The following is a 21,582-nucleotide window of genomic DNA, read 5'->3' as shown; positions in this document are numbered from 1 at the left end:
ACTACGACCCGTTGCGGAAATCGCTCAATGGAGGAAATGTGCAGCGAGATATGATGTCGTTGAGGATCTCGGCCGCTCCGATGTTCAAGCTGCTTATGCCTATCGCTATCAGCGTCGGTCTGTGCGCGCCGATGGCATGGGGGCAATCAACTGACACGCGGGTCACGCCAGAACGTTCCTGCCCGGCTGCTCAGCCGTACTGCAATAACGAGTGGGAAGTCACAGCCGCAGACGGTAAGCGCTACTGGATGGCGCGCTGGGCCAAAAGCTCCGTTGCTGACATTGTAACTCTCCGTTTTCCGCTCGAGTTTATCGAGCCCATAGGGCTAATTAACTGTTCTGCGTTCGGGAAGGATTTCCCCCAGCCAAGTTGTCAGCAACCGTTCAATACCTCGCTTCTCATTGGAGCTACATATCCAGATCTTCAAGATTTCCTAGGATCGAAAGACGTAAATATTCACACTTTCGATGGACGAATTTCCATTCTTATCAATTCTTCTATAAATCATCTACCAACAACTAGTATCGATCAAGCTTTCATTGGATCTATAGATACCTATTCGAGAATAGGAGAAAGAAAACAATATCAACGAGAATATAAAATAACCGAATTTGGTCTCACGAAAATCGGTCCTCGCCGAAATATATATGGCAATGAAGCACTTGGTCTTAGAGATATATATTATGATGGCAGGGATTTTTTAAGATCAAAGAATATGATATCATGCGCATATGATAATTCTCCGGTATCAAATCGTCGCTGCACTCAGATTTTTATGATCAGAGAATTCAATTCGATTGTGAAGGTAACTTATGGAGCCGAGCATTTACATCAATGGGAAAATATAAATTATCTCGTGAATGAAGTGATAAAATCGGCCGCGCAGGAGAGATAGGCGAACAGGCGGTCTATCTCGATCGGATTGTGTGATGGTGCAGGCTCGCTAATGTCTGCAATCGACCCATCTGCGACCTTCGGAACGTCTGCTCAGGGTCGAGATCGCTGCGACCTTCCAGGAGCCGGTGGATGCTGGCGGGGTGGGCGCGCGGAGCATGCGACGTAGACGAGGCGGGTCGGCTTACGGCGACGTTACTGTGCGGGAGCTTCAGCACCTGGAAATCGGACGGCTGCGAGGCGACGCCGAGGTTCGGCGTGGTCAGGGGCGACGGGTATACGTGGCCTCGGTCGCCTTTACCCGTTGAACGGGCGTCGGATCCGAGGCCTAATGCCGGGCTGGACGGTGAAACCTGCATACGAACAGACAGAGCTGCGGCGAGCTCATCTCCTGCCAGACAGGACAAAGATTTTGCGATTGCTTGCGCGCCTATTCCAGAGGTTGCTCATTTTCTGCCTCGGCGCCTTCAGCGTCTGGCTGATAGTCTTCGTCGTATTCGATACGGCGGACCACCGACTTCCGTGGATCCTGGCAGTAAGCCTCACTTACGGGCTGGCAGCCTATGTCATTTTGCCAAACGTGGTCCGAATGGGGCTGAAGGTTCTTCACCGGAGACTTATCCCTAGATACACGATCACCGGAGATGGCTTGGCTGGCGATCCGGTAAACCTCGTCCTCATCGGCACCCTTCAACAGCTCTGCGATGCGTTTGCAACGGCGGGTTGGTCAACAGCCGATCGATTGGGAGTCGCGAGCTCGTGGCGAATGATACGCGCGTTTTTACTCAACTCTCCGTATCCCACAGCTCCTTTCAGCTCCCTGTATCTCTTTGGACGGAGGCAGGACATTGGTTTCCAAGAGCCGATCAACAACAGCCCGCGCAAGCGCCATCACGTCCGTTTCTGGGCGTTGAGCCTCGCCCACTCGGAGGATGATATGGCAGCGGCGAGCTTCTGGTTGAACACGGATAAACCGTCGACCGATCAGCGCGTGCTGTGGGTTGGGGCGGGCACCAGAGACACCGGCCTATCGCTGGCCCGACTAACGCTCCAAGTCACCCATGCGACCGATTCAGACACGAATGCGGAACGCAACTACGTCGTCACCCAGTTAAAGGCAAAGCGGGTGATCGGGGAGGTCGCATTGCACCAATCCGGATCACGGTTGCAGACCGGAAAGGTTAACCACTACATTACCGATGGTGAGATCGCCTTCGCTAGCCTGATGGAAAATTGAACAAGGATCTGTACGACCGCTACTCTCGCTCGGATTCGTGGATCCGCGCTGGAATCGGTAGGCACCGAAGGCGGCAGTCGAGCTCGAAACCGCATGTGCGACGAAGGCCGATGAGAATTACACGACCAGCGACGTTCTGGCTCGCGGTCTCTGCGCTCGCGTTGGTCACGTTGGTGCTGTTGCGCCAAATCCTGCTGCCGTTCGTGGTCGGTACGTTGCTCGCATACCTGCTCGTTCCGGTGGTCGACAGGCTGGAGCGGCTCGGGATCAACCGTTCTTTGGCGGCTCTGGCCGTCTTCCTTCCGCTGGTCGCGGCTCTCATCGCCTTTCTGCTCGTGATGCTTCCGGCCATCATTGGCGAGCTCAGATTTTTCGTTGAGGAGTTTCCCGGCTACGTCACAAGACTCCAGTCGCTCACGAGCGATGCAAGCCGCCCCTGGCTGCACAGTGTCATGGGCGGCGAACTCCACATCGAGCAATCCACCGCCGAAATCGCGAAGACGATGGGCAGCAACTGGCTCGATGGTTTCCTTCGCTCGTTGTGGTCGAGCGGACTGGCCTTGATTTCCCTTCTTTCGCTCATCGTCGTCACGCCGATCATCGCCGTCTATCTCGCAATTGACTGGCAAAGAATGATTGCGACGGTCGATGGCTGGTTCCCCCCGGCATACCGCGACGATATGCGGGCGCTTGGGCGTGAAATCCACGATACGGTCGCTGGCTTCGTGCGTGGGCAGGTCGTCATCTGTCTCGTTCTTGCCGTGCTTTATGCGACAGCTCTGAAAATGACAGGGCTCAACCATGCCATTTTGATAGGAACGACCGCAGGCCTCATCAGTTTTGTTCCCTATTTCGGGGCCGCCACCGGGTTCTTAGTTGCGGCCTGTGTTGCAATGGCCCAATTCTGGCCGAATTGGGCACCGGTCGCCGTGGTGGGGGGCATCTTCGTCGTCGGAGAAATGCTTGCCGATTATGTGCTGTCGCCGCGCTTCATTGGTCGCCGCGTCAAGCTCAACCCGGTCTGGATGATGTTTGCGCTGTTCGCTTTTGGATGGCTGTTCGGCTTCATCGGCGTGTTGTTGGCGATACCTCTCGCGGCATCGCTGGGCGTGATCCTGCGGTTTGCGAGGCGGCAGTCTCTAGTTGGATCGTAGTTAATCCGATCTGGCCGGGATCATGATCCTGCGCCCGACCGTGGGGCGGCGATCCAGCAAATCGAAGACGTGATCTCTCAGATCATCGAATTGCGAGATGTCGCTTCGGCGTGGGCATCGGGAGCGTGTCCTATTTTCTCGATATGGCACTGGCAGAGGCGAGAGTTCAAAGCCATCGGTTGGCAGAGAAGAGATCGACTGAGGGATCGTCCTCGCATCCCGAATAGCTGCGACGGCTCATTGCGGCGCCTCGATCAGGCGAGGAAATCGACTTGAAAACCGCGATTGAAGCGCCGCTTTTCAAACCGCTCGACCTTGCGGAGCTTAATCTCCACATGCGTGCATCCGACGAGTAGCGTTGGGAATACCGCATTTCACCGCTAGCCGACGTCGGAAGCCGCATCCTGCTTTCGACCCGAGATTGATGTTGGCCACCTCATCAGGTTGACCAAAAAATGGCCCAAGCCGACGTCTGGAACGTCTGCTTTCGGGCTCCAAGGAGGCCGAAAGCAGCACAGCCGGAACTCGCCCTTGGCTGACACGTCACCTTTCGGGGCACTGCCATGGCGACGGGCACGTCAGGGTTCGGATGCTTGGCCTACACGGCGATTACGGGCCTTGTCGGTCTGATCTCGAAGGTGAACTCGCAATAGCCGCCGTTCCAAGACATGTTCGCCGGATAGAGCCCACATTCATTCAGTTCAAATATCTGGACGACTGGACGGTTTACGAAATGTAATACTACAAGCGGTCCACATTCCCAGACTTAGCCGGGCGCTCCCCCAAAACAGCGTCGAAGGCTACTCAATTCTGAATTGATGAAACATCTGTCCGAAAGCCGCCCCGCCCATAGGTATAGCCCCATCCTCTTAGGAGTTTGGAGCCTCATTTGAGGGGCAAGCCTTGCCTGAACACCGACCGCTAAGGCGGCGCCCAGGCCGCAGTATCGGTGACATATTTCACACATACGCCCGGCTAATGGGCCACAAGCTTCCGACCCATCTTGCGAGCGTGCGGACCGGCTGTATCCCTGTAGTCTCGCACGGCTCAATGGCACGCCCGATGCTATTCAATTCTACCGAGTTCATCTTCGTCTTTCTTCCGCTTGCGGTGCTCCTGCATTTCGTATTGGCGCGCGTGAGCGCTTCGGCTGCGATCCTCGGCACGACGCTGTCGTCGCTCGTCTTCTATGCATGGTGGAATCCGCCGTATGTGCTGCTGCCCGCGGCGTCAATTGTCGCGAATTTCTGGTTCGCACGGCTGATCGCGGCAGCGGAGAAGCCTGCGGCGAAGCGGCTCCTGATCTTAGGAATCGTCTGTAACATATTGGTCTTATGCTACTGGAAATACGCCGATTTCCTTCTCTCGATCGTTCATTCCTACAAGGCCGCGCCGCCGGTCGTGCCGCTCGCCTTGTCATTCACGACTTTCGTGCAGATCGCCTTTTTGGTCGATGTCTACCGCCGCAAGGTCCCGCTCCATTTCAGCCGCTACGCGTTCTTTGTCGCCTTCTTCCCGCATCTGATTGCGGGACCCATCGTGCGCTGGAACAGCTTCGGCAGGCAGCTCGGCGATGGTGCGCGCTACCGGTTCGATTGGTCCAATGTCGCGCTTGGGCTCACGATTTTCATCATCGGCCTCGCCAAGAAGGTGGTGATCGCCGATTCGCTTTCGCCGCATGTCGGTACCGTCTTCGATGCGGCGACGAGGGGCGAACCAGTCACGGCCATCGCCGCCTGGGGCGGGGCGCTGGCCTTCTCGGCCCAGATTTATTTCGATTTTTCCGGCTATTCCGAGATGGCGATCGGCCTCGGGCTGTTGTTCAATTTCCGGCTTCCCGTGAATTTCGCGGCACCGTTGCGCGCAACCAGCATTCTGGACTTCTGGCGGCGGTGGCACATCACGCTGTCACAGTGGCTGCGGGATTATGTTTACGGGCCGCTGACATTCGGCCGGCCGATGGGATGGTGGCGCGCCATCGCGGTGATGATCACGATGACCCTGGCCGGCCTCTGGCACGGAGCCGGGTGGACCTTCGTGCTGTGGGGCGCCTATCACGGCTGCCTTCTCACCATCAACAGCATCTGGCAGAGGATCGTGCCCGAGCGCGACGAGCCGACACAGGCCGGCCGGCTTGTCGGATGGGCACTGACCTTCACGGCCTTTGTGCTGGGTTCGGTCCTCTTTCGGGCTACAGATATCGAAACATCCGGTCATCTTTTCGCGGCCATGGCGGGCATGGGCCAATCCCCGGTCGCGGAGGCGCTCACGCTGCAGCACGATTGGTGGGCGATCCGCGAGGGCTGGATCTCGGAGGCCTTCATCCGCACCTGGCTCGGCAGCACTTGGTCGCTCACCGGGACCGCGCTGACCTTGCTGGCGCTGGCGATTGCCCTGCTGCTGCCGGATCCCATGGAGATCACCGGTTATCGGGAAGGAGACGCTCAGTCGAATTGGCGAAGAAACGTCGGCGCGCTGGCCTGGCGCCCCTCGCTCATCGCTCTCGGCGCCGCTTTTCTCCTCTTCGGCGAGGTATTCTTCCGGCTCGGGCAGGTGAGCGAGTTCCTCTATTATCAATTCTGACGGTCGGCGTGGGAGCGTGGCGTTTGATGGCAACTGACAAGGGCGAAGCCGAAATCATCGCGTGGTGCGTCGCACATCTCGCCAAGGGGCTTCGACGTGCTGAGGAAAAAATCGATCCGCAGGCCAAGTTCACGCGCCTCGGGCTCGATTCGGCGATGGCAGTCTACCTCGTGGCCGAGCTCGAAGAATGGCTCGGACGCGAATTGCCGCCGGAACTGGCCTTCGAATACCCCAGCATCGCAGCGCTCGCCCATCACCTCGCCGGAGAGTCGAATTGAACCAAATCGCAGCAGTTCATAAGAGCCCGGCGGTCCTCGGGACTGGCTACGACTCGATGGTCGAGCTGTTGCGTGCGCGCGCCGCGKAGCAGCCGAACGAGCGTGCCTATGCCTTTCTGTCGGATCGTGGCGGCGAGGAATCGTCGCTGACCTTCTCCGAGCTCGAACGGCGCGCTCGTGCGCTGGCCGCAACGTTGATGGAGCGTGGTCTCTCCGGCGAGCGAGCGCTCCTGATGTTCCCGCCCGGGCTCGATTTCCTTGTCGCTTTCTTCGGCTGCCTCATCTCCGGCACGATCGCGGTCCCGATGATGCCGCCCCGGCGCTTGGGCGCGCGCAATTCGAGCGCCAGCATCGTCGCTGACTGCACGCCGCGGATCGCCTTGACGAGTCCTGCATTGCAGGTGACGCGGGGCGATCTCGCGGAGCGTCTTCAGGCGCCGGCGCTCGCGTTCCTGGCCGTCGATGCCACGAAAGAGGCCGACGCCCCCGTGGGAAGCATCTTCCCCGAGCCCGGACAGCAGGACCTAGCCTTCCTGCAATACACTTCGKGTTCGACATCGAATCCCAAGGGCGTGATGGTGACCCACGGCAACCTTCTCGCCAATAGCGAGATGATCCGGCGCGTATACAGCAACACGCGCGCGACCACATATGTCAGCTGGGTGCCGCTCTATCACGATATGGGTCTCATCCTAAACGTGCTGCAGACGCTCTATGTCGGGTCGCTTTGCGTGCTCATGGCACCGGTGAGCTTCATGCAGCGTCCGTTGAACTGGCTGCGCGCGATCAGCGACTACCGCGCCGAATTCGCAACGGCCCCGAACTTTGCCTTCGATCTTTGCGTCGATCGCTTCCGCCCCGACCAGATGGCAGGAATCGATCTGTCCGGCTGGAAAATTGCGCTCAACGGCGCCGAGCCGGTGCGCGCGGAAACGATGGAGCGCTTCACCGAGACCTTCGCGCCCTATGGCTTCGCGCCGGGAGCCTGCTCGCCGGCCTACGGGCTCGCGGAGGCGACGCTTCTCGCCTCCGGCGGCGGACGGGGGCGAGGGCTCGCAAAGCGTCGGGTAAGCAGCGAGGCGCTGCAACGGCTTCGCGCGGCGGCGCCGACGAGCGAGGACGACGCCCGCTTCGTCGCGGGCTGCGGCAAGGCCCTCGTCGGTGAGGGGCTCGCGATCGTCGATCCGGAAACATGCCGCCGCCTTCAGACCGGTCATGCCGGCGAGATCTGGATTTCCGGTCCGAATGTTACCCAGGGCTATTGGCAGAACGCCGAGGCCACCGCCGCGACTTTCTGGCCGGGGATCGAAGGGGAAGCCGAGGAGCGCTGGCTTCGTACCGGCGATCTCGGGTTCCTCGATGACACGGGCGAGCTCTTCATTACCGGGCGCATCAAGGACGTGATCATTATTCGCGGCATCAACCATTATCCGCAGGATCTGGAGGACACCGTTCAGGCGAGCCATCCGGCCTTGCGCCGGCATGGCGGGGCTGCTTTCTCGATCCTGGACGACAATGGCGAAGGGCGTCTGGTCGTGGTTCAGGAGGTCGAGCGGACGCTGATGCGCCACGTCTTGATTGATGACATCCAGGACACGATCCGCGAGGCGATCGCAACCGAACATGAGCTTTCCATCGAGGACATCGTGCTGATCCGCCCCGGCAGCCTGCCGAAGACGACGAGCGGCAAGATCCAGCGCGGCCTTGCCCGCAGCCTTTTCCTCGACGGACGCCTTTCCGAGCTCCAGCCGGGCCAGCCCGATGCGCTGGCGTAAGGCAAAGTCGGCTTCTGCCGCGTCCGGGATGAACCCCCGGACATATGCGCTGGCACTGATCCTGGGCGCTGCGGCGCTCTTTGTCAGTGTCGTCGTCGCGAATGTCGTGATCGATCCGCAGGGCGTGTTCGGCACGAACGTCCTTCCGCGTACGCCCAATATCAATTACCATTACCGTAATCTCGCGGCCTATGACGCTGCGCCGGACGGTTTCGACGGCGTGGTGTTTGGCTCGTCTCGCGCCCAGGCCACTCCGCCCGCGGAGCTGTCCCGCCACCTGGACGGGGTGAATTTCGCCAGTTTCTCGGTCACGCGCGGCATGTTGCCGGACTTCCTGCCCGCGTTCGAATATGTCCTCGCCGACAAGGTTAAACGCGGGCAGCGCTTGCGGGCCGTGTTCCTCCTGCTCGATATCGATACTTTCGGAGATCCGCCGTCGACCAACCGCTACATCGAGACCCTGCTGCCTCAGGCCCTAAGCGGTGAAACCGGTGTATATTTCTGGTGGCGGAATCTGACGGCGATGCAGGTCAGGAGCTGGCAGCGAATCCTGCGCGAGGCCCGGGCTGCGATCGAGGAGAGAGATCGCAAGTCGCCTTCCATCGTCGACAAGATGAAGCTGGCTTTCGTCCGTGTGGCCTCGTGGAGCGCCTTGGCCGGGCGCGGCGCGCAGGCGGGCAGCGACTACAACAGGCCATTCGCACAGCGCGCGTATTTTGCGGATCAGTTGCAGATCCTGCAGCGCATCGCTACGCTTTCTCGGCAGAACGGCACCAGGCTGATCGTGGCTGTCAGCCCGCTCCATCGGGCCGTCGAGAGCCGTTATTTGCCGAAGGATCTTGAGCAGGCCCTTGACCAGGTCGCGCGCGTCACGCCGCTCTGGGACTTCACGGGCGCCGACTGGCTCTCGGACGATCCGAACTATTGGATGGGCGATCAGGCTCACTATTCTGCCGAGGTCGGACGCATGATGCTGACCCGCATCTTCGGTGGCCCGATGCCGCCCAACTGGGAACGGTTCGGCCGGTTGAGGGGAGCGGAGGGCACGGTTGCGTCGGAGGCCGTGGCGCCGCGTTAAAATTTGGCACTGTTGGCCGGCGTCGGATTCCCCATTCTCCCGCCGTCACCGGTTCCCAAGTGCTGACCGTGGAACCCACAGAAATCTCGCTACGATTGATGATGGTCAGCAGGAGACCGTCCTCAATCGCAGACATCGCATGAGCGTCCATTCAAAGTCCGCTTGCTGGCGATGGCCCAATGTCCAGTTGTGGCGCAAGTAAGCCCCGGACGTTGCTTTTCAAAGGACAGCCGATGACGAGTTCGGCAGCGGCACCGCGATTTCGGTAAACGTCCCGGATTGCAATGGCGCAGCCGGCGCGCGGTCATCGACAGCCTCCAGCTGCGACTGGCTTGACCCGCGCGCGGACCGCCATTGATTTTGACCGGCAGGCCGAACATCACTCGAGGTGCGCCCCGACGTCGTCGGCCAGCTTGGCCCGGATCGGGCCAAGCGCTCAGTGAGCGCCAGCCTGCACGAAGTTTCTGAGTTCAGGCGTCTGCGGATCTGAGAACAGCGTCTTCGACGCTCCCTGTTCCCAAATCTTCCCCTGATGCATGAACACCGTCGTGTCGGCGACCGTTCGGGCGAAGTTCATCTCGTGGGTGACGAGCAGCATGGTCATGCCGCCCTTGGCGAGCTTCTCCATCACCAGCAGGACTTCGCCGGTCAGTTCCGGGTCGAGCGCCGAGGTCACCTCGTCGAACAGCATGACCTTGGGCTTCATCGCCAGCGAGCGGGCGATGGCCACGCGCTGCTGCTGGCCGCCGGAGAGATTGTCCGGATAGCTGTCGAATTTCTCGGAGAGGCCGACCTGCGCCAGCACCTCCTTGGCGAGGGACAAAGCTTCCGCCTGCGGCACGTTCTTGGTGATGCGCGGCGAGAGCATGATGTTCTGCCCGACGGTCAGATGCGGGAAGAGGTTGTAGCTTTGGAAGACGATGCCGACGTCCTTGCGCAATTCGCGCAGCTTCTTCGGGTCCTGGGTCAGGCTGTGGCCGGCGACCTCGATCTTGCCGGCGTGGAAGCTCTCGAGCCCGTTGATGCAGCGCAAGAGCGTCGACTTGCCCGAGCCCGACCGCCCGATGATCGCGACCACCTGGCCGGTCTCGACGCTGAGCGAGACGCCCTTCAGCACCTCCAAGGAGCCGAAGCGCTTGTGGATGTCTTCAATGAGAACGGCTGGCATTCATCACCTTTTCGAGATGGCGGCTGAGCCGGGACAGCGGGAAGCAGATCGCGAAATAGATCAGGGCAACCAGGCTGAAGATCTGGAAGGCCTGATAGGTCGCGTTGTTGACCAGCATGCCGGCCCGCATCAGGTCGACGAAGCCGACGACCTGGACGATCGAGGTATTCTTCACGAGCTGGACGAGGAAGCCGACCGTGGGCGGCAGCGAGATGCGGACCGCCTGCGGCAGGATCACATAGCGATAGGTCTGTGCCGTCGTATGCGCCAGCGAGGCCGAGGCCTCCCATTGTTGGCGCGGCACGGACTCGATCGAGCCGCGCCAGATCTCGGCGAGATAGGCGGAGACGTAGATCGAGAGCGAGGCGGAGGCTGCAAGGAAGGGCGGCAGCTCGATGCCCAGCGCCGAGAGCCCGTAATAGCTCATGAACAGCACCATGAGCACCGGGATCGACTGGATGATCAGGATGTAGCCGGCCGCGAAGCGGCGCAGCCACCGGATCCGCGAGAGGCGCAGGATCGCGAAGATGCCGCCGATGATGCTGCCGATGAAGAAGGCGATGGCGGTGAGCGCCAGCGTCCAGCCGGCGGAGCGCAGGATGAAGAGGGCCTCGGGCCAACCGAAGGTCTGCATCAGGCGGCCTCCCCATGCGCTTCGGTGAGGCGGGCGAGGCCCGAGACCTGCGGGAAGAGTTTCCGGCCGAGCCAGTTCAGGAAGAGTTTGAAGGAGAGCGCCAGCACGAGATAGAGCACGGTCACGACGATATAGGTCTCGAACGAGCGGAACGTGTCCTGCTCGATGATCGCGGCCGTTCCGGACAATTCCTGCACCGAGACGAAGGAGCAGATGCTGGAGGCCAGCATCATCAGCACGAACTGGCTCGACAGCGCCGACCAGACGCGGGCGAAGGCCGGCTGCAGGATGACGTGTTTCAGCACCTGCCATTTGGTCATCGCCAGAGCGAGGCCGGCTTCTATCTGCGATTTATGGATGGAGTCGACGCCGGCGCGGATGATCTCGGTGGCGTAGGCGGCGAGGTTGAGCGTCATCGCCAGGACGGAAGCTTCGAGCCCGTTCAGCCGGATGCCGAGCTGCGGCAGCCCGAAGAAGATCATGAAGAGCTGCACCAGGAACGGCGTGTTGCGCATCAGCTCGACATAGGCGTCGACGATATAGCCGGCCCAGTTGCCGGCGAGGCTGCGCAGCGCGGTCATCGCCGTCGCTAGGACAAGGCCGAGCGCGATCGCGACGAAGGATAGCGCGATCGTAAGCCAGACCCCGTGCAGGATCATCGGCCATTTGGAAAGGACGTCTTGGAAGAGCAATGGCGCGCTCCTTCGGCCTGTGAGTGAGGTCGAGGGTTGCCGGCGCGCAAGGGCGCGCCGGCTGGTCAGCAGATCCGGTCAGGAAGGGGGATCAGAAGGTCGGCAGCGGCGGCAGCGGGCTACCGACCCACTTCTGCGCGATCGCGTCGAGCTCCCCGTTCTGCTTGACGTAGTAGATGAAGTTATTGAGCCACTGGCGCAGCTCCCAGGCGTCCTTGCGCATGGTCATCGAGTTCGGCTGCATGCCGAAGACAAATTTGAGCTCGGTCTCGGTCTCGCCGCGCGCCTTCATCGCGGCATTGGCCTGCGCATCGGGGCCGGCGATGGCCTCGACCTGGCCGGAGAACAGCGCCTGCATGGTGGTGGCGTCGTCCTCGAAGCGCAGGATGGTGAGGTTCAGCTCCTTTTCCCGGTTGGTGAACTCGCGCTCGACGCTGGAGCCGCGGTTGACGCCGACCTTGCGACCCTTGAGATCGTCCCAGGTTTTGATGGCGACGTTCTTCTTGGCGTAGATGCCGGTCTGGAAGGCGCTGTAGGGGATCGAGAACATCACCGCCTTGGCGCGCTCGGGCGTCGGCGCCAACGTAGCGACGAGGAAGTCGACCTTGTTGGCTTCCAGCGCCGGGATGCGGGCCGGAGGGGTGAGCTGCACCATCTCGACCTTGACGCCGAGATATTTGCCGATCAGCGCGATGACGTCGGCATCATAGCCGATGGCGTTGCCCTGCGAGTCGACCGAGCCATAAGGCGGAGCACCGATCAGCACGCCGATCTTGACCGAGCCCCGCTTGATGATGTCGGTAATCGTCTGGGCCGAAGCCTGGCTGGCGGCCAGCATGCCTGCCCCCAGCGCCAGCAGCGTGCCGGCAATCCTGAAATGCTTGAAAAGACCCATGGTGCGTTTCCCTGCTGTTGGCGGATTGCCCGCGGTTGGCCCAGCCGGCTTCTTGGCGTCCGGCTCGGAAATCGAAGATCAGTCTGCGCGTTTGCCCTGGCGTACGAGGTTGATCAGAGGCTCGCCGGCATAGCAGCGCCGGATATTGTCGGCGATCGTCTGCTGGCGGCGGCGGATCGTGCCGCTTGTCCATCCTGACATATGCGGCGTCATCACGATGTTCGGCAGCTCTTCAAAAGGCAACGAGCCCGGCAAGGGATTCATGTCCCCGGGGCCGGGATATCGGTACCAAGTGTCGATCACGGCGCCGCCGATACGTTCCTGCTTGAGCGCCTGGTATAAAGCCGCCTCGTCGAGCAGCGGGCCGCGCCCGACATTGAAGATGGTCGCATTTCGGCGCATCGCGGCGAAGGCGTCGGCGCCGACAATGCCCCGCGTCTCGGGAGCCAGCGGCAGCGACACCACGATCGCGTCGGCCGAGCCCCAGAATTCGCCGAGCCTGTCGAGCGTGAAGGAGCGGTCGACGACCTCGGAGGTCGCGACCGGGCTGCGATTGGCGACATTGACCTCCATCTCGAAGGCCTTGGCGCGCCGCGCAACCGCCTTCCCGATATGTCCGAAGCCGAGCAGGCCGATGATCTTGCCGGCGATCTCGCCATGGACACGCTCGGGGGAGCCGGCCCAATAGGCCCAGTCGCCGCGCCGCAATCGCTGATCGGCATCGGCGAGCGGGATGTGCCGCGCCAGCAGCGCGCTCATCACATATTCCGCGATCGCCTGCTCATGCCCGAAGCAATTGCAGAGGTTTGCCCCTGGCGGAAGCTCGTCGAGCCGCACAGCGTCATACCCAGCTCCCGGCACATGGAACAGGCGAAGGTGGACCGGCGTCGGGAGCGCGGCGTCGAACTTCACGCCGATGATGACGTCCGCCCCTGCGTAAGCGAGACGATCCGCCTCGGCCTCCAATTGATCCGGAAGAATCGTGATGTCTGCGTCCGCACCCGCCAACTCGGCAAAGCCATGGCTGAAGGAGGCGGCATTCTCACCGTGGAAGACGATGCGCATGATCGGGCAGCTTTCCTTAGGTCAGGTATTTAGCAGCGGCTCGACGCTGCAATCCAGCAACGAAGGGTCGATGGCAGCTTCCATCTCGTCGAACATGCCGTCGACGAAACCGATCAGCGCATCAGAGGCTGCGACGGCGCGGTCGCCATGGCGCGTCGCGATAGCGTTCAGCACGGCGAGATGGTGGTCGATCGTGCCTTCCAGGCCGGCGCGGCGGGGCATGTAGTTGTGATAGATGAAGCCGATGCGCCTGAAGATCGTATGCAGGGGGCGCAGCGTATGCTCGAGGAACGGCTCGGCAGCGGCCGACAGCACCATCTGGTCGATGCGCCTGTCGAGGATGTTGAATTCGGCAAGCGTCAGCTCCGCCCGGCGTTCCCTCAGCAGACGCTCCATATGGAGCATCTGGTTGCGGTGCGAAGGCCCGGCACGCTCGGCGGCGAGGCCGATGACGAAGCGCTCGAGATCGCGCCGAAGCTTGAGCAGCAGACGCTCGCGCGCGAGGTCGATCGGGGCGATCTGCAGGCCATGGCGCGGGCGGATAATAATCAGCGTGTCGGCCGCGAGCCGGTTGACGGCATTATGGACGGGGGTCCGGCCGAAGCCCGTCAGATCCTGCAGGTCCTGTAGGGCAAGAAAACGGCCCGGGCTGAGCTCGCAGGTCACCAGCATCTCCTCGATGCGGCCATAGGCGAGCTCGAACAGGTTGACGCGATTGCGCCGCTTCGACGTTGCCGGATCGTCGGCCGAGACCAGTCGCGGCTGGTTATGGCGCCTCGCCATGCCGTGCTCCTCCCATGTTCGTTTCGAATCCCGCGTGACGCTTCGAAACGGCGCCATCTTGCTCTTGACGATAAACATGTTGTGAAATTTTACAAGCGCTCCTATGGTCTCGCCATGCGAGGCCGCCAGCGCTCATGGGCAGCCCGCGCAGCAAGCGAACAAGGCGCTCCCGAGATCGTCTCGCAGAAGAGCGCAGCTCCGGGAGGCCGATTTGAAGATCACCGCGATCGAAACGCTGCGGACGGACGAGTTCGCCAATGTTCTCTGGGTCCGCGTGCACACCGATGCCGGAGTCATCGGCCTCGGCGAGACCTTCTACGGTGCCGCCGCCGTCGAGGCGCATCTCCATGACACGCTCGCCATGCGGTTGCTCGGAAAGAACCCGCTGCATATCGAGGCGCTGCACAAGGAGATGACGAACCTGCCGATGGCGCAGGCCTCGACTGGCGTGGAGTCTCGCGCCACATCTGCGGTCGACATTGCGCTGTGGGACATCTTCGGCAAGGTCTGCGGCCAGCCGGTGCATCAGATGCTTGGTGGCCTGTGTCGCGACCGGCAGCGCATCTACAATACCTGCGCCGGCTACCGCTATGTCCGCTCGCAGAACATCAAGCCAGTCTCGACCTGGAACCTCGGCGAGACGCAAGGCCCCTACGAAGATCTGGACGGCTTCATGAACCGCGCCGACGCGGTGGCCGAGAGCCTGTTGGAGCAGGGCATCACCGCGATGAAGATCTGGCCTTTCGATCCGCCCGCGATCGAGAACCAGGGCCTTTTCATCACGCCCGAGCAGATGCGGAAGGCATGTGAGCCTTTCGAGAAGATCCGCAGGGCGGTAGGCGACAAGATCGAGATCATGGTCGAGATGCATTCGCTCTGGAACCTGCCGACCGCGATCAAGATCGCGCGGTTTCTGGAGCAGTATGAGCCGAGTTGGTACGAGGATCCGATCCGGATGAACTCGCCGCAGGCGCTGGCCGAGTTCGCGCGCTCGACGACGGTCTCGGTGACTGCGAGCGAGACGCTGGGCTCGCGCTTCCCCTACAAGGACATGCTCGACCGCGACGCGATGCATGTGGTGATGGCGGATCTCTGTTGGACCGGCGGCCTGACCGAGGGCCGCAAGATCGCGGCGATGGCCGAGACCTATCACCGCCCCTTCGCGCCGCATGACTGCATCGGCCCGGTCGGCTTCGTCGCTGCGATCCATGCCTCCTTCAGCCAGCCGAACACGCTGATCCAGGAATCGGTTCGCGCCTTCTACACCGGCTGGTACAAGGAACTGGTCACCGAGATGCCGCGGATCGAGGGCGGCTATGTCTATCCGATGGAGGCGCCGGGCCTCGGCGTCGAATTGCTGGAGGCCGTGTTCCAGCGGCCTGATCTGCATCATCGTCGGTCGAGCCTCTGAGGTTTCCGGGATGACCAATCCGTTGTTCGATCTCACCGGGCGCACCGCCCTCGTCACGGGTTCCTCACGGGGCCTCGGGAGGGCGATGGCTGAAGGCCTTGCGGCCGCCGGCGCAAGCGTCCTGATCAACGGCACCGACTCCAGCCGCGTCGACGTAGCGGTGCGAGAAATGCGCGAGGCCGGCTTCCAGGCCGCTCCGGCGGTATTCGACGTGACCTCCGAGGAGCAGATTGTGCAGACCTTCGCCGGCTTCGATGCTGCCGGCATCGCGGTCGACATCCTCGTCAACAATGCCGGCATTCAGTTCCGCAAGCCGATGGTCGAACTGGCGACGGCCGACTGGCAGCGCGTGATCGACACGAACCTGACGTCGGCCTTCATCATCGGCAGGGAAGCGGCAAAGCGGATGATCGCGCGCGGCCACGGCAAGATCATCAACATCGGCTCGCTGACCAGCGCGCTGGCGCGCGCGACCGTCGCGCCCTACACCGTCGCCAAAGGCGGCATAAAAATGCTGACCCAGGCCATGGCGGCCGAATGGGCCGAGCATGGCATTCAGGCCAATGCGATCGGCCCCGGCTATATGCTGACCGATATGAACCAAGCGCTGGTCGACAATCCGACCTTCGATGCATGGGTCAAAGGCCGCACGCCATCAAAACGCTGGGGTAGGCCCGAAGAACTGATCGGTGCGGCGGTATTTCTTGCTGCCCCTGCATCGAATTACGTCAACGGGCAGATCATCTACGTCGACGGAGGAATGAGTTCGGTTCTGTAAGATGCAGATGCGCTCCATAAGCCAGATATTCCGGGCGTTCGATATCGTCCGAGTTATCCGGGCAGGGCGCGCACCGCTGCCCCACGCAGATGATCAACATCATCGCCGGCACCGCCCAGCGCAAATGCCAGCGCAGGTCCGCGGCGTGGCCGCGCCAGCGAGAGCCGGGGTGGGCGATGGCGACCGAGAGGACGATCTCGAACATCAGCACCACTACAAGATAGAGGTAACCGAGCGAAATCATCTCGGCCACGGGTGTTGAGAGAGATCGAGCCGGGAAACGAGGATTCGAAGGTAAAGCTGATTGCGGCGAGGGCCAGCAGCGAGGAGAAGATCAGGCCGCCCTTGTCCTGCTCTTTCAAGCCCGGGGACCACAGCACGAACAATGAGACCGCGAGCACGGCGATGATGGGAATGAAAACGCGCAGATGATAGCGCTCCGCATAGCGCGCGATCGTCACCGTCGTGTTGAGGCGCGAATAGGAGCGCGCGTTCCAGCCGATCGCCAGATCGTTGGTAAAACGCAAGCCGACGGGCCGCCGGTCGACGACCGAAATCCTCGACTCCCGAAAACGGCTGGTCCGCCCCTGTCGTCAGAACGATCGCCGCCAATGGTGTCGATAGCCGGGCGCCGACCAGGGATCGGGCGGAGGTCTGGTTTTGGCCGCGCAAGGTCAGGGCGAAAGCGCCGGCCTGGGTCTCGGTCAGGCTGTGCTGCTGGAAATAGTTCAGGCTGACGCCGGCTTCAGGCGACAGGTCGAGACCGGCAAGCGAGGCGAGCCGATAACCGGCGATCATGGCCGAAGACGCCATAGCCGCTGCCTTCGCCATGCGCGACCCGCTGGATGTTGCCGAGCTGGATCGTGCCTGCGGAGGTCCGTCTTGCCGTAGCTGGCCCCGATCGAACCGCGCAGCGTCAAGGCACCGAAATCGGCACGGCCATAAGTCGCCATGCCGTAGCTGTCGAGCGCGACATGACCAGCCGCATCTGCCTTCGGATCTCTGTTCGACCGCGTATAGCCCAGAGCGGCGGCGCCCAGCCCGGCCGTCCGGTCGTCGCGGGAAGGGCATGTCCGCTTTCTGGAATTCAGCCAAGTTCCGCTCTTGGCGCAATTCAGCTATTCGTCAACGATCGGAGCAACGCCCACTTCCAACTCAAATGAAACGCGGGCCGCCTGGAGTGATCAAAACAAGCTGCCTTGGGGCGGTGATTCCTTAAGGGAAGGGGGTGAGTCCGACTCTGGTTCGACCGGCTCCGCTGTAGCGGGATCGTCGTCGCCGACCTTTGCGTTGTTCATCCGGCTGTTGACGATCCACTCCCGCAGTTCGGGCGGGGGGTGGTCCAAGAGATCCTTTCCACCAGTGCAGTCGAGCCAGGCATCGAAGTCCTTGGGATGCAGCATCGTGGGCATCCTTGGTGGATGGCTGACATCCATTTGTCGGCATCCCGCGTGATGACGTGCAGGAAACGATCTCGACACTCGTTTCCGGATCGGTCCATCGGTCCCACAGGCCAGCGAACGCCAGCAATCCGCCGTCGGCAGCACTGATCCGATGCGGGAACTTCTCCCCCTTTGCACCCGTCCACTCGTAGAACGCGCTCGCGGGCACGATGCAGCGCCGCTTGACGAAGGCCGAGCGAAACATCGCGCTGTCGCTCATTCGGTCGGAGCGAGCGTTATGGGTCGACCCGCCCTCCGAAACAGTCTTCTTCCACCACGCCGGAACCAGGCCCCAGCGGGCTTTCCGAAGCTCCCGACCGGCCTCGGTCTTCACGATGATGTCGATTCGGTGGTCGGCGCGACGTTGCACCGGGCCTGAATGTTCGGCCGATCCGAGCGCACGGTCAGAGGTTGGCTGAAGGCGACGATCTCGTCCCAGGTGTAGGCTTGGCTGAATCGTCCGCACATCCGCTGATGCCCTATTGGATTGGGGAAAGCTTGGCTTGTTCCTCGTTGGCCTTGGCGAGGAAGGCTTCGAGCTTGGCCAGCAACCCGGGACTGAAGACCAAGTTCATGACCTGGCCGCCGGCCATCTCCAGGCTGATCATCGTTTCTCCCAGAGGATCGGTCGTTATCGCCACCTGCCTCACGTCGACGACGTCGAGATCGATTTCAGGCAGTTCGGCAGGCTTCTTCGCCATCAATCCCGGTCCGTAGTCGGTCGCCATGACTCATCCGGTACGCACTCGCCGATCACTTGTTCCTCGGCTATGCGGCCGACCTGAAGCTCGGCTTCGGATTGTGCGATCTCGAGGAAATATGCGAGCGTTCCGAACGCGCGCGCGTCGGCATCGATCTTCAGGGCGATGATGCGTTCGAGCAGATCATCGACACGACGAAGGGGAACGCGCGGTACGCCAGAGCTGAGCCGAACGACATCCGTCATTGCCCCTCCATCGTCAGCCTGGGTACTCTCCAGCCAAACGGCTATAGAAAGCATCATCAAGAGCCGCTGCAATTTCATCGGCGGGGACGATCCGGCCGCCGTGATAGTGACGGAGTGCCCTGGCGAACTTCTCTTTAGCGAAGCACACTCGCATCCTTCCGATCGGGCCGGGCGAGGACCCGATACGATAAGGGATTTCCCATTCCTGCAACCACACCTCGATCGACCGGAGTTTCATATCGAACCCGGCGCGAGGAACTTGGATTTCGACTCGGTGAGGCCAATTTTCGGCCACGCCGATTATCTCCACATGCCGCGCATCTTGGCTCGAACGTCGACCTTCGGGGCACCGCTCGGCGTGCGACCGGGTTCCGTCGCGGGAGCGTGCGGCCAAGCGACCCGCTCGAAATGACCGAGCAAGCCATTCGGGATGAACCTCGTGCGGTTGGCGTAGACGTGGCGGTCACCGGTTCCGGATTGGCCGGATGTGAAAAAGCGCTGTGGCACGATCAGGTGAAGGTCGTCCTTCGCCCGCGTCATCGCAACATAGAGCAAGCGGCGCTCCTCCTCGATCTCGTCCCTCGTTCCCGTTCCCAGGTCGATGGGCAGGCAGCCGTCGACGGTGTTCATGACGAAGACCGACTTCCATTCCTGTCCCTTGGCTGAATGGATCGTCGACAGGATCAGGTAGTCTTCGTCGAGATGCGGAACTCCGGCCTGATCGCTTGTCGCATCGGGAGGGTCGAGCGTCAGCTCGGTCAGGAAGCGCTCCCGGGAAGGATAACCACTCGCGATCTGCTCCAATTGGACGAGGTCGGCCTGCCGGGTTGAAGCATCCTCGTGGATCCGTTCGAGATGCGGCTCATACCAGCGCCGCGCCCGCTCGATCTCTCCGGGCCAGCCAGCACGGCCCGAGCGGATTTCGGCGACCGCGGCGAGGAATCCGGGCCAGTCTTCGCCGGCGCGCTGTGGGGCAGGGGCGTTCTCCAGTGCTTCGATGGGCGAGGCGGCCTGTGCGATGTGATCGAGGACGCGCTGCGCTGACATCGGCCCCAGCCCTGGGAGAAGTTGCAACACGCGGAATCCGGCGACCTTGTCGCGCGGATTCTCCACGAACCGGAGCATCGCCAGAAGGTCCTTGATGTGGGCGCTGTCCAAGAACTTGAGCCCGCCGAACTTCACGAACGGAATGTTGCGACGGGTCAGTTCGATCTCAAGGGGCCCGCTATGATGCGACGCCCGAAACAGCACCGCCTGCTGCTTTAGGGTCGAGCCGCCTTCGCGGTTCTCGAGCACCTTCTCGGCGATGAAGCGTGCCTGGTCGGCCTCGTCCCGAACATGCACGAGCTGGGGAGGGGACCCGTTGGCGCGGTCCGTCCAGAGGTTCTTCGTGAAACGTTCCGTGGCCAGATCGATCACCGCGTTGGCAGCCGAGAGGATGGCCTCGGTGGAGCGGTAGTTCTGGTCAAGGGTGACGACCTCGGCAGGGGGCGAGAACGCGGTGGGGAAGTCTAGGATGTTGCGCACCGTCGCGGCGCGGAAAGAATAGATCGACTGCGCGTCGTCGCCGACCACGGTGAGACCGCGACCATCCGGCTTGAGAGCGAGCAGGATCGAGGACTGAAGGCGGTTGGTGTCCTGGTACTCGTCGACCATGACATGGTCGAAGCGCGAGCCCACATCGGCAGCGATGTCTGGGTCGGTCATCGCCTGCGCCCAGTAGAGCAGCAGATCGTCGTAATCGAGGACGTTCTGCTGCTGCTTGGCCTCGACATAGGCGGCGAAAAGGTCCTTCAGCTCCGCCGCCCAGGCGACGCACCAGGGATAAGACCGGCCGAGGACTTCCTCGATCGGCGCTTCCGCGTTCACGCAGCGCGAATAAATCGCCAGGCAAGTGCCCTTGGTCGGGAAGCGCGCTTCCGTCTTCGAGAAGCCGAGTTCGTGCCGCACCAGGTTCATCTGATCGGCAGAGTCCTCGCGATCATGGATGGTGAAGGCCGGATCGAGGCCGAGCTGATCGGCGCAATCTCGCAGGAGCCGGGCGCCGATGCCGTGAAACGTCCCTGCCCAGGTCAGGGCGTCGCTCAGGACCCCGGCACCCTCGCCGAGAACCTTGCGGGCGATCCGCTCGACGCGCTTCGCCATCTCCGAGGCCGCGCGGCGGGAGAATGTCATCAGGAGGATCCGGCGGGGATCGGCGCCGCTGACCAATAGGTGCGCGACGCGATGAGCCAGCGTGTTGGTCTTGCCCGATCCGGCGCCCGCTATCACAAGCAGGGGAGACACGGCCTCCGAGCCGACGCCGTGGACGACGGCTCGCCGCTGGGCCGGGTTGAGCGTGTCGAGATAGTTGATCGGGGCAACGGCGTTCATAAGAGTCTGCTGATAAGTGATTCGCTCGACCCTACCATGTCGGATGATAGGGGTGCGTCAGGATTGCCGACGCTTGGCCTCGCGCGCGGCTCCACGACCTCGGTACCATGTTCCCCAATAGGCTCCGCGGCCGCGATCTCGAGGATCGAAGTCGAATCCGCCCATGATGCCTTTGAAGCGCACGGCCTGGTCCGGATCGGAGAAGCAGAACACGCGATATCGTTTGCCGTCATAGGCAACCTCATGGCCACGAGGAGCTAGCGACGAGAGCGGTCCGGTCGCCGGCACGATGCCGAGCCCATGACCCGGTGGGATCTCGACTGCGACCTGGTGAGGCCAGCGACGGTCGACCTCCGCGGGTGACAGCTCACCCTTGCGTCTCATGGTTCATCGAC

22 protein-coding genes and 2 pseudogenes are annotated in these 21,582 nt (G+C 61.9%); 9 read left to right on the top strand and 15 right to left on the bottom strand.

The genetic code is table 11. The annotated features are described in order from the left end of the window. The first annotated feature begins 80 nt into the window (after positions 1-80). The 7 genes from AC1DDA_RS07565 to AC1DDA_RS07535 all read left to right on the top strand — a co-directional run bounded on the left by AC1DDA_RS07565 (position 81) and on the right by AC1DDA_RS07535 (position 9,000). Complete coding sequence (locus AC1DDA_RS07565) at positions 81-896, top strand: hypothetical protein (RefSeq protein ID WP_476795286.1); 816 nt, start codon at positions 81-83, stop codon at positions 894-896. A 411-nt stretch (positions 897-1,307) separates the two neighbouring features. Then, positions 1,308-2,132, top strand: a complete 825-nt coding sequence (locus tag AC1DDA_RS07560) for an LssY C-terminal domain-containing protein (RefSeq protein WP_476795651.1) — start codon at positions 1,308-1,310, stop codon at positions 2,130-2,132. 110 nt (positions 2,133-2,242) lie between these two features. Further along, positions 2,243-3,286, top strand: a complete 1,044-nt coding sequence (locus tag AC1DDA_RS07555) for an AI-2E family transporter (protein ID WP_476795285.1) — start codon at positions 2,243-2,245, stop codon at positions 3,284-3,286. Positions 3,287-4,348: 1,062 nt separating this feature from the next. Then, entirely contained in the window at positions 4,349-5,869 is a 1,521-nt protein-coding gene (locus AC1DDA_RS07550) for an MBOAT family O-acyltransferase (protein ID WP_476795284.1), read from the top strand. A 26-nt stretch (positions 5,870-5,895) separates the two neighbouring features. Further along, positions 5,896-6,147, top strand: a complete 252-nt coding sequence (locus AC1DDA_RS07545; protein WP_476795283.1) for an acyl carrier protein — start codon at positions 5,896-5,898, stop codon at positions 6,145-6,147. Continuing rightward, the gene (locus tag AC1DDA_RS07540; RefSeq protein WP_476795282.1) at positions 6,144-7,922 is read left to right on the top strand and encodes a fatty acyl-AMP ligase; all 1,779 of its coding nucleotides are present in this window, start codon (positions 6,144-6,146) and stop codon (positions 7,920-7,922) included. Before AC1DDA_RS07545 ends, AC1DDA_RS07540 begins: the two co-directional genes overlap by 4 nt. After that, a complete protein-coding gene (locus AC1DDA_RS07535) occupies positions 7,909-9,000 on the top strand; it encodes a hypothetical protein (RefSeq protein WP_476795281.1) in 1,092 nt (363 codons plus the stop codon). The genes AC1DDA_RS07540 and AC1DDA_RS07535 overlap by 14 nt, the downstream gene beginning before the upstream one ends. Before the next feature lie 436 nt (positions 9,001-9,436). Here the strand turns inward: AC1DDA_RS07535 and AC1DDA_RS07530 are convergent, their stop codons facing one another. The 6 genes from AC1DDA_RS07530 to AC1DDA_RS07505 form a co-directional block, all read right to left on the bottom strand. Further along, a complete protein-coding gene (locus AC1DDA_RS07530; protein ID WP_476795280.1) occupies positions 9,437-10,168 on the bottom strand; it encodes an amino acid ABC transporter ATP-binding protein in 732 nt (243 codons plus the stop codon). Continuing rightward, positions 10,149-10,802 (bottom strand): amino acid ABC transporter permease, encoded by a 654-nt coding sequence (locus AC1DDA_RS07525; protein ID WP_441510649.1) that lies wholly within the window; start codon positions 10,800-10,802, stop codon positions 10,149-10,151. The genes AC1DDA_RS07530 and AC1DDA_RS07525 overlap by 20 nt, the downstream gene beginning before the upstream one ends. Further along, positions 10,802-11,461, bottom strand: coding sequence for an amino acid ABC transporter permease (locus AC1DDA_RS07520; protein ID WP_476795650.1), 660 nt, complete (start codon positions 11,459-11,461; stop codon positions 10,802-10,804). The genes AC1DDA_RS07525 and AC1DDA_RS07520 overlap by 1 nt, the downstream gene beginning before the upstream one ends. 124 nt (positions 11,462-11,585) lie before the next feature. Next, positions 11,586-12,389, bottom strand: coding sequence for a transporter substrate-binding domain-containing protein (locus tag AC1DDA_RS07515; RefSeq protein ID WP_441510648.1), 804 nt, complete (start codon positions 12,387-12,389; stop codon positions 11,586-11,588). Between the two features lie 78 nt (positions 12,390-12,467). Further along, entirely contained in the window at positions 12,468-13,454 is a 987-nt protein-coding gene (locus tag AC1DDA_RS07510) for a 2-hydroxyacid dehydrogenase (RefSeq protein WP_476795279.1), read from the bottom strand. Between the two features lie 21 nt (positions 13,455-13,475). Then, entirely contained in the window at positions 13,476-14,237 is a 762-nt protein-coding gene (locus tag AC1DDA_RS07505; protein WP_441510646.1) for a GntR family transcriptional regulator, read from the bottom strand. 211 nt (positions 14,238-14,448) lie between these two features. Between AC1DDA_RS07505 and AC1DDA_RS07500 the strand changes: the two genes are divergently transcribed. Together AC1DDA_RS07500 and AC1DDA_RS07495 are read left to right on the top strand one after the other, a co-directional pair. Further along, positions 14,449-15,648, top strand: coding sequence for a mandelate racemase/muconate lactonizing enzyme family protein (locus AC1DDA_RS07500; RefSeq protein WP_441510645.1), 1,200 nt, complete (start codon positions 14,449-14,451; stop codon positions 15,646-15,648). A gap of 10 nt (positions 15,649-15,658) precedes the next feature. Further along, the gene (locus AC1DDA_RS07495) at positions 15,659-16,426 is read left to right on the top strand and encodes an SDR family oxidoreductase (protein WP_441510644.1); all 768 of its coding nucleotides are present in this window, start codon (positions 15,659-15,661) and stop codon (positions 16,424-16,426) included. 53 nt (positions 16,427-16,479) lie between these two features. Here the strand turns inward: AC1DDA_RS07495 and AC1DDA_RS07490 are convergent, their stop codons facing one another. The 9 genes and pseudogenes from AC1DDA_RS07490 to AC1DDA_RS07450 all read right to left on the bottom strand — a co-directional run bounded on the left by AC1DDA_RS07490 (position 16,480) and on the right by AC1DDA_RS07450 (position 21,571). Continuing rightward, the gene (locus AC1DDA_RS07490) at positions 16,480-16,953 is read right to left on the bottom strand and encodes a hypothetical protein (RefSeq protein ID WP_476795667.1); all 474 of its coding nucleotides are present in this window, start codon (positions 16,951-16,953) and stop codon (positions 16,480-16,482) included. Between the two features lie 91 nt (positions 16,954-17,044). After that, positions 17,045-17,224: pseudogene (locus AC1DDA_RS07485) on the bottom strand (autotransporter domain-containing protein); the annotation flags it as partial. Further along, a complete protein-coding gene (locus tag AC1DDA_RS07480; RefSeq protein WP_476795649.1) occupies positions 17,221-17,451 on the bottom strand; it encodes a hypothetical protein in 231 nt (76 codons plus the stop codon). The pseudogene AC1DDA_RS07485 and the gene AC1DDA_RS07480, both read right to left, overlap by 4 nt. A gap of 159 nt (positions 17,452-17,610) precedes the next feature. After that, positions 17,611-17,829 carry a hypothetical protein gene (locus AC1DDA_RS07475; RefSeq protein ID WP_476795666.1) on the bottom strand — a complete coding sequence of 73 codons (219 nt, stop codon included), beginning with the start codon at positions 17,827-17,829 and terminating at the stop codon, positions 17,611-17,613. 115 nt (positions 17,830-17,944) lie between these two features. Then, positions 17,945-18,202 (bottom strand): annotated as a pseudogene (locus AC1DDA_RS07470) (SOS response-associated peptidase); the annotation flags it as partial. 145 nt (positions 18,203-18,347) lie between these two features. After that, complete coding sequence (locus AC1DDA_RS07465) at positions 18,348-18,596, bottom strand: hypothetical protein (protein ID WP_441514401.1); 249 nt, start codon at positions 18,594-18,596, stop codon at positions 18,348-18,350. Continuing rightward, positions 18,569-18,814 carry a hypothetical protein gene (locus tag AC1DDA_RS07460; protein ID WP_441514402.1) on the bottom strand — a complete coding sequence of 82 codons (246 nt, stop codon included), beginning with the start codon at positions 18,812-18,814 and terminating at the stop codon, positions 18,569-18,571. The genes AC1DDA_RS07465 and AC1DDA_RS07460 overlap by 28 nt, the downstream gene beginning before the upstream one ends. 300 nt (positions 18,815-19,114) lie before the next feature. Then, positions 19,115-21,187, bottom strand: a complete 2,073-nt coding sequence (locus AC1DDA_RS07455) for an ATP-dependent helicase (RefSeq protein WP_476795278.1) — start codon at positions 21,185-21,187, stop codon at positions 19,115-19,117. A gap of 57 nt (positions 21,188-21,244) precedes the next feature. Then, positions 21,245-21,571, bottom strand: coding sequence for a hypothetical protein (locus AC1DDA_RS07450; RefSeq protein ID WP_476795277.1), 327 nt, complete (start codon positions 21,569-21,571; stop codon positions 21,245-21,247). Positions 21,572-21,582 lie beyond the last annotated feature (11 nt).

This window comes from Allobosea sp. 10N428 (assembly GCF_056394545.1).
Note: the sequence above shows the minus strand (reverse complement) of the source record. Positions and strands in the feature narration are given on the sequence as shown.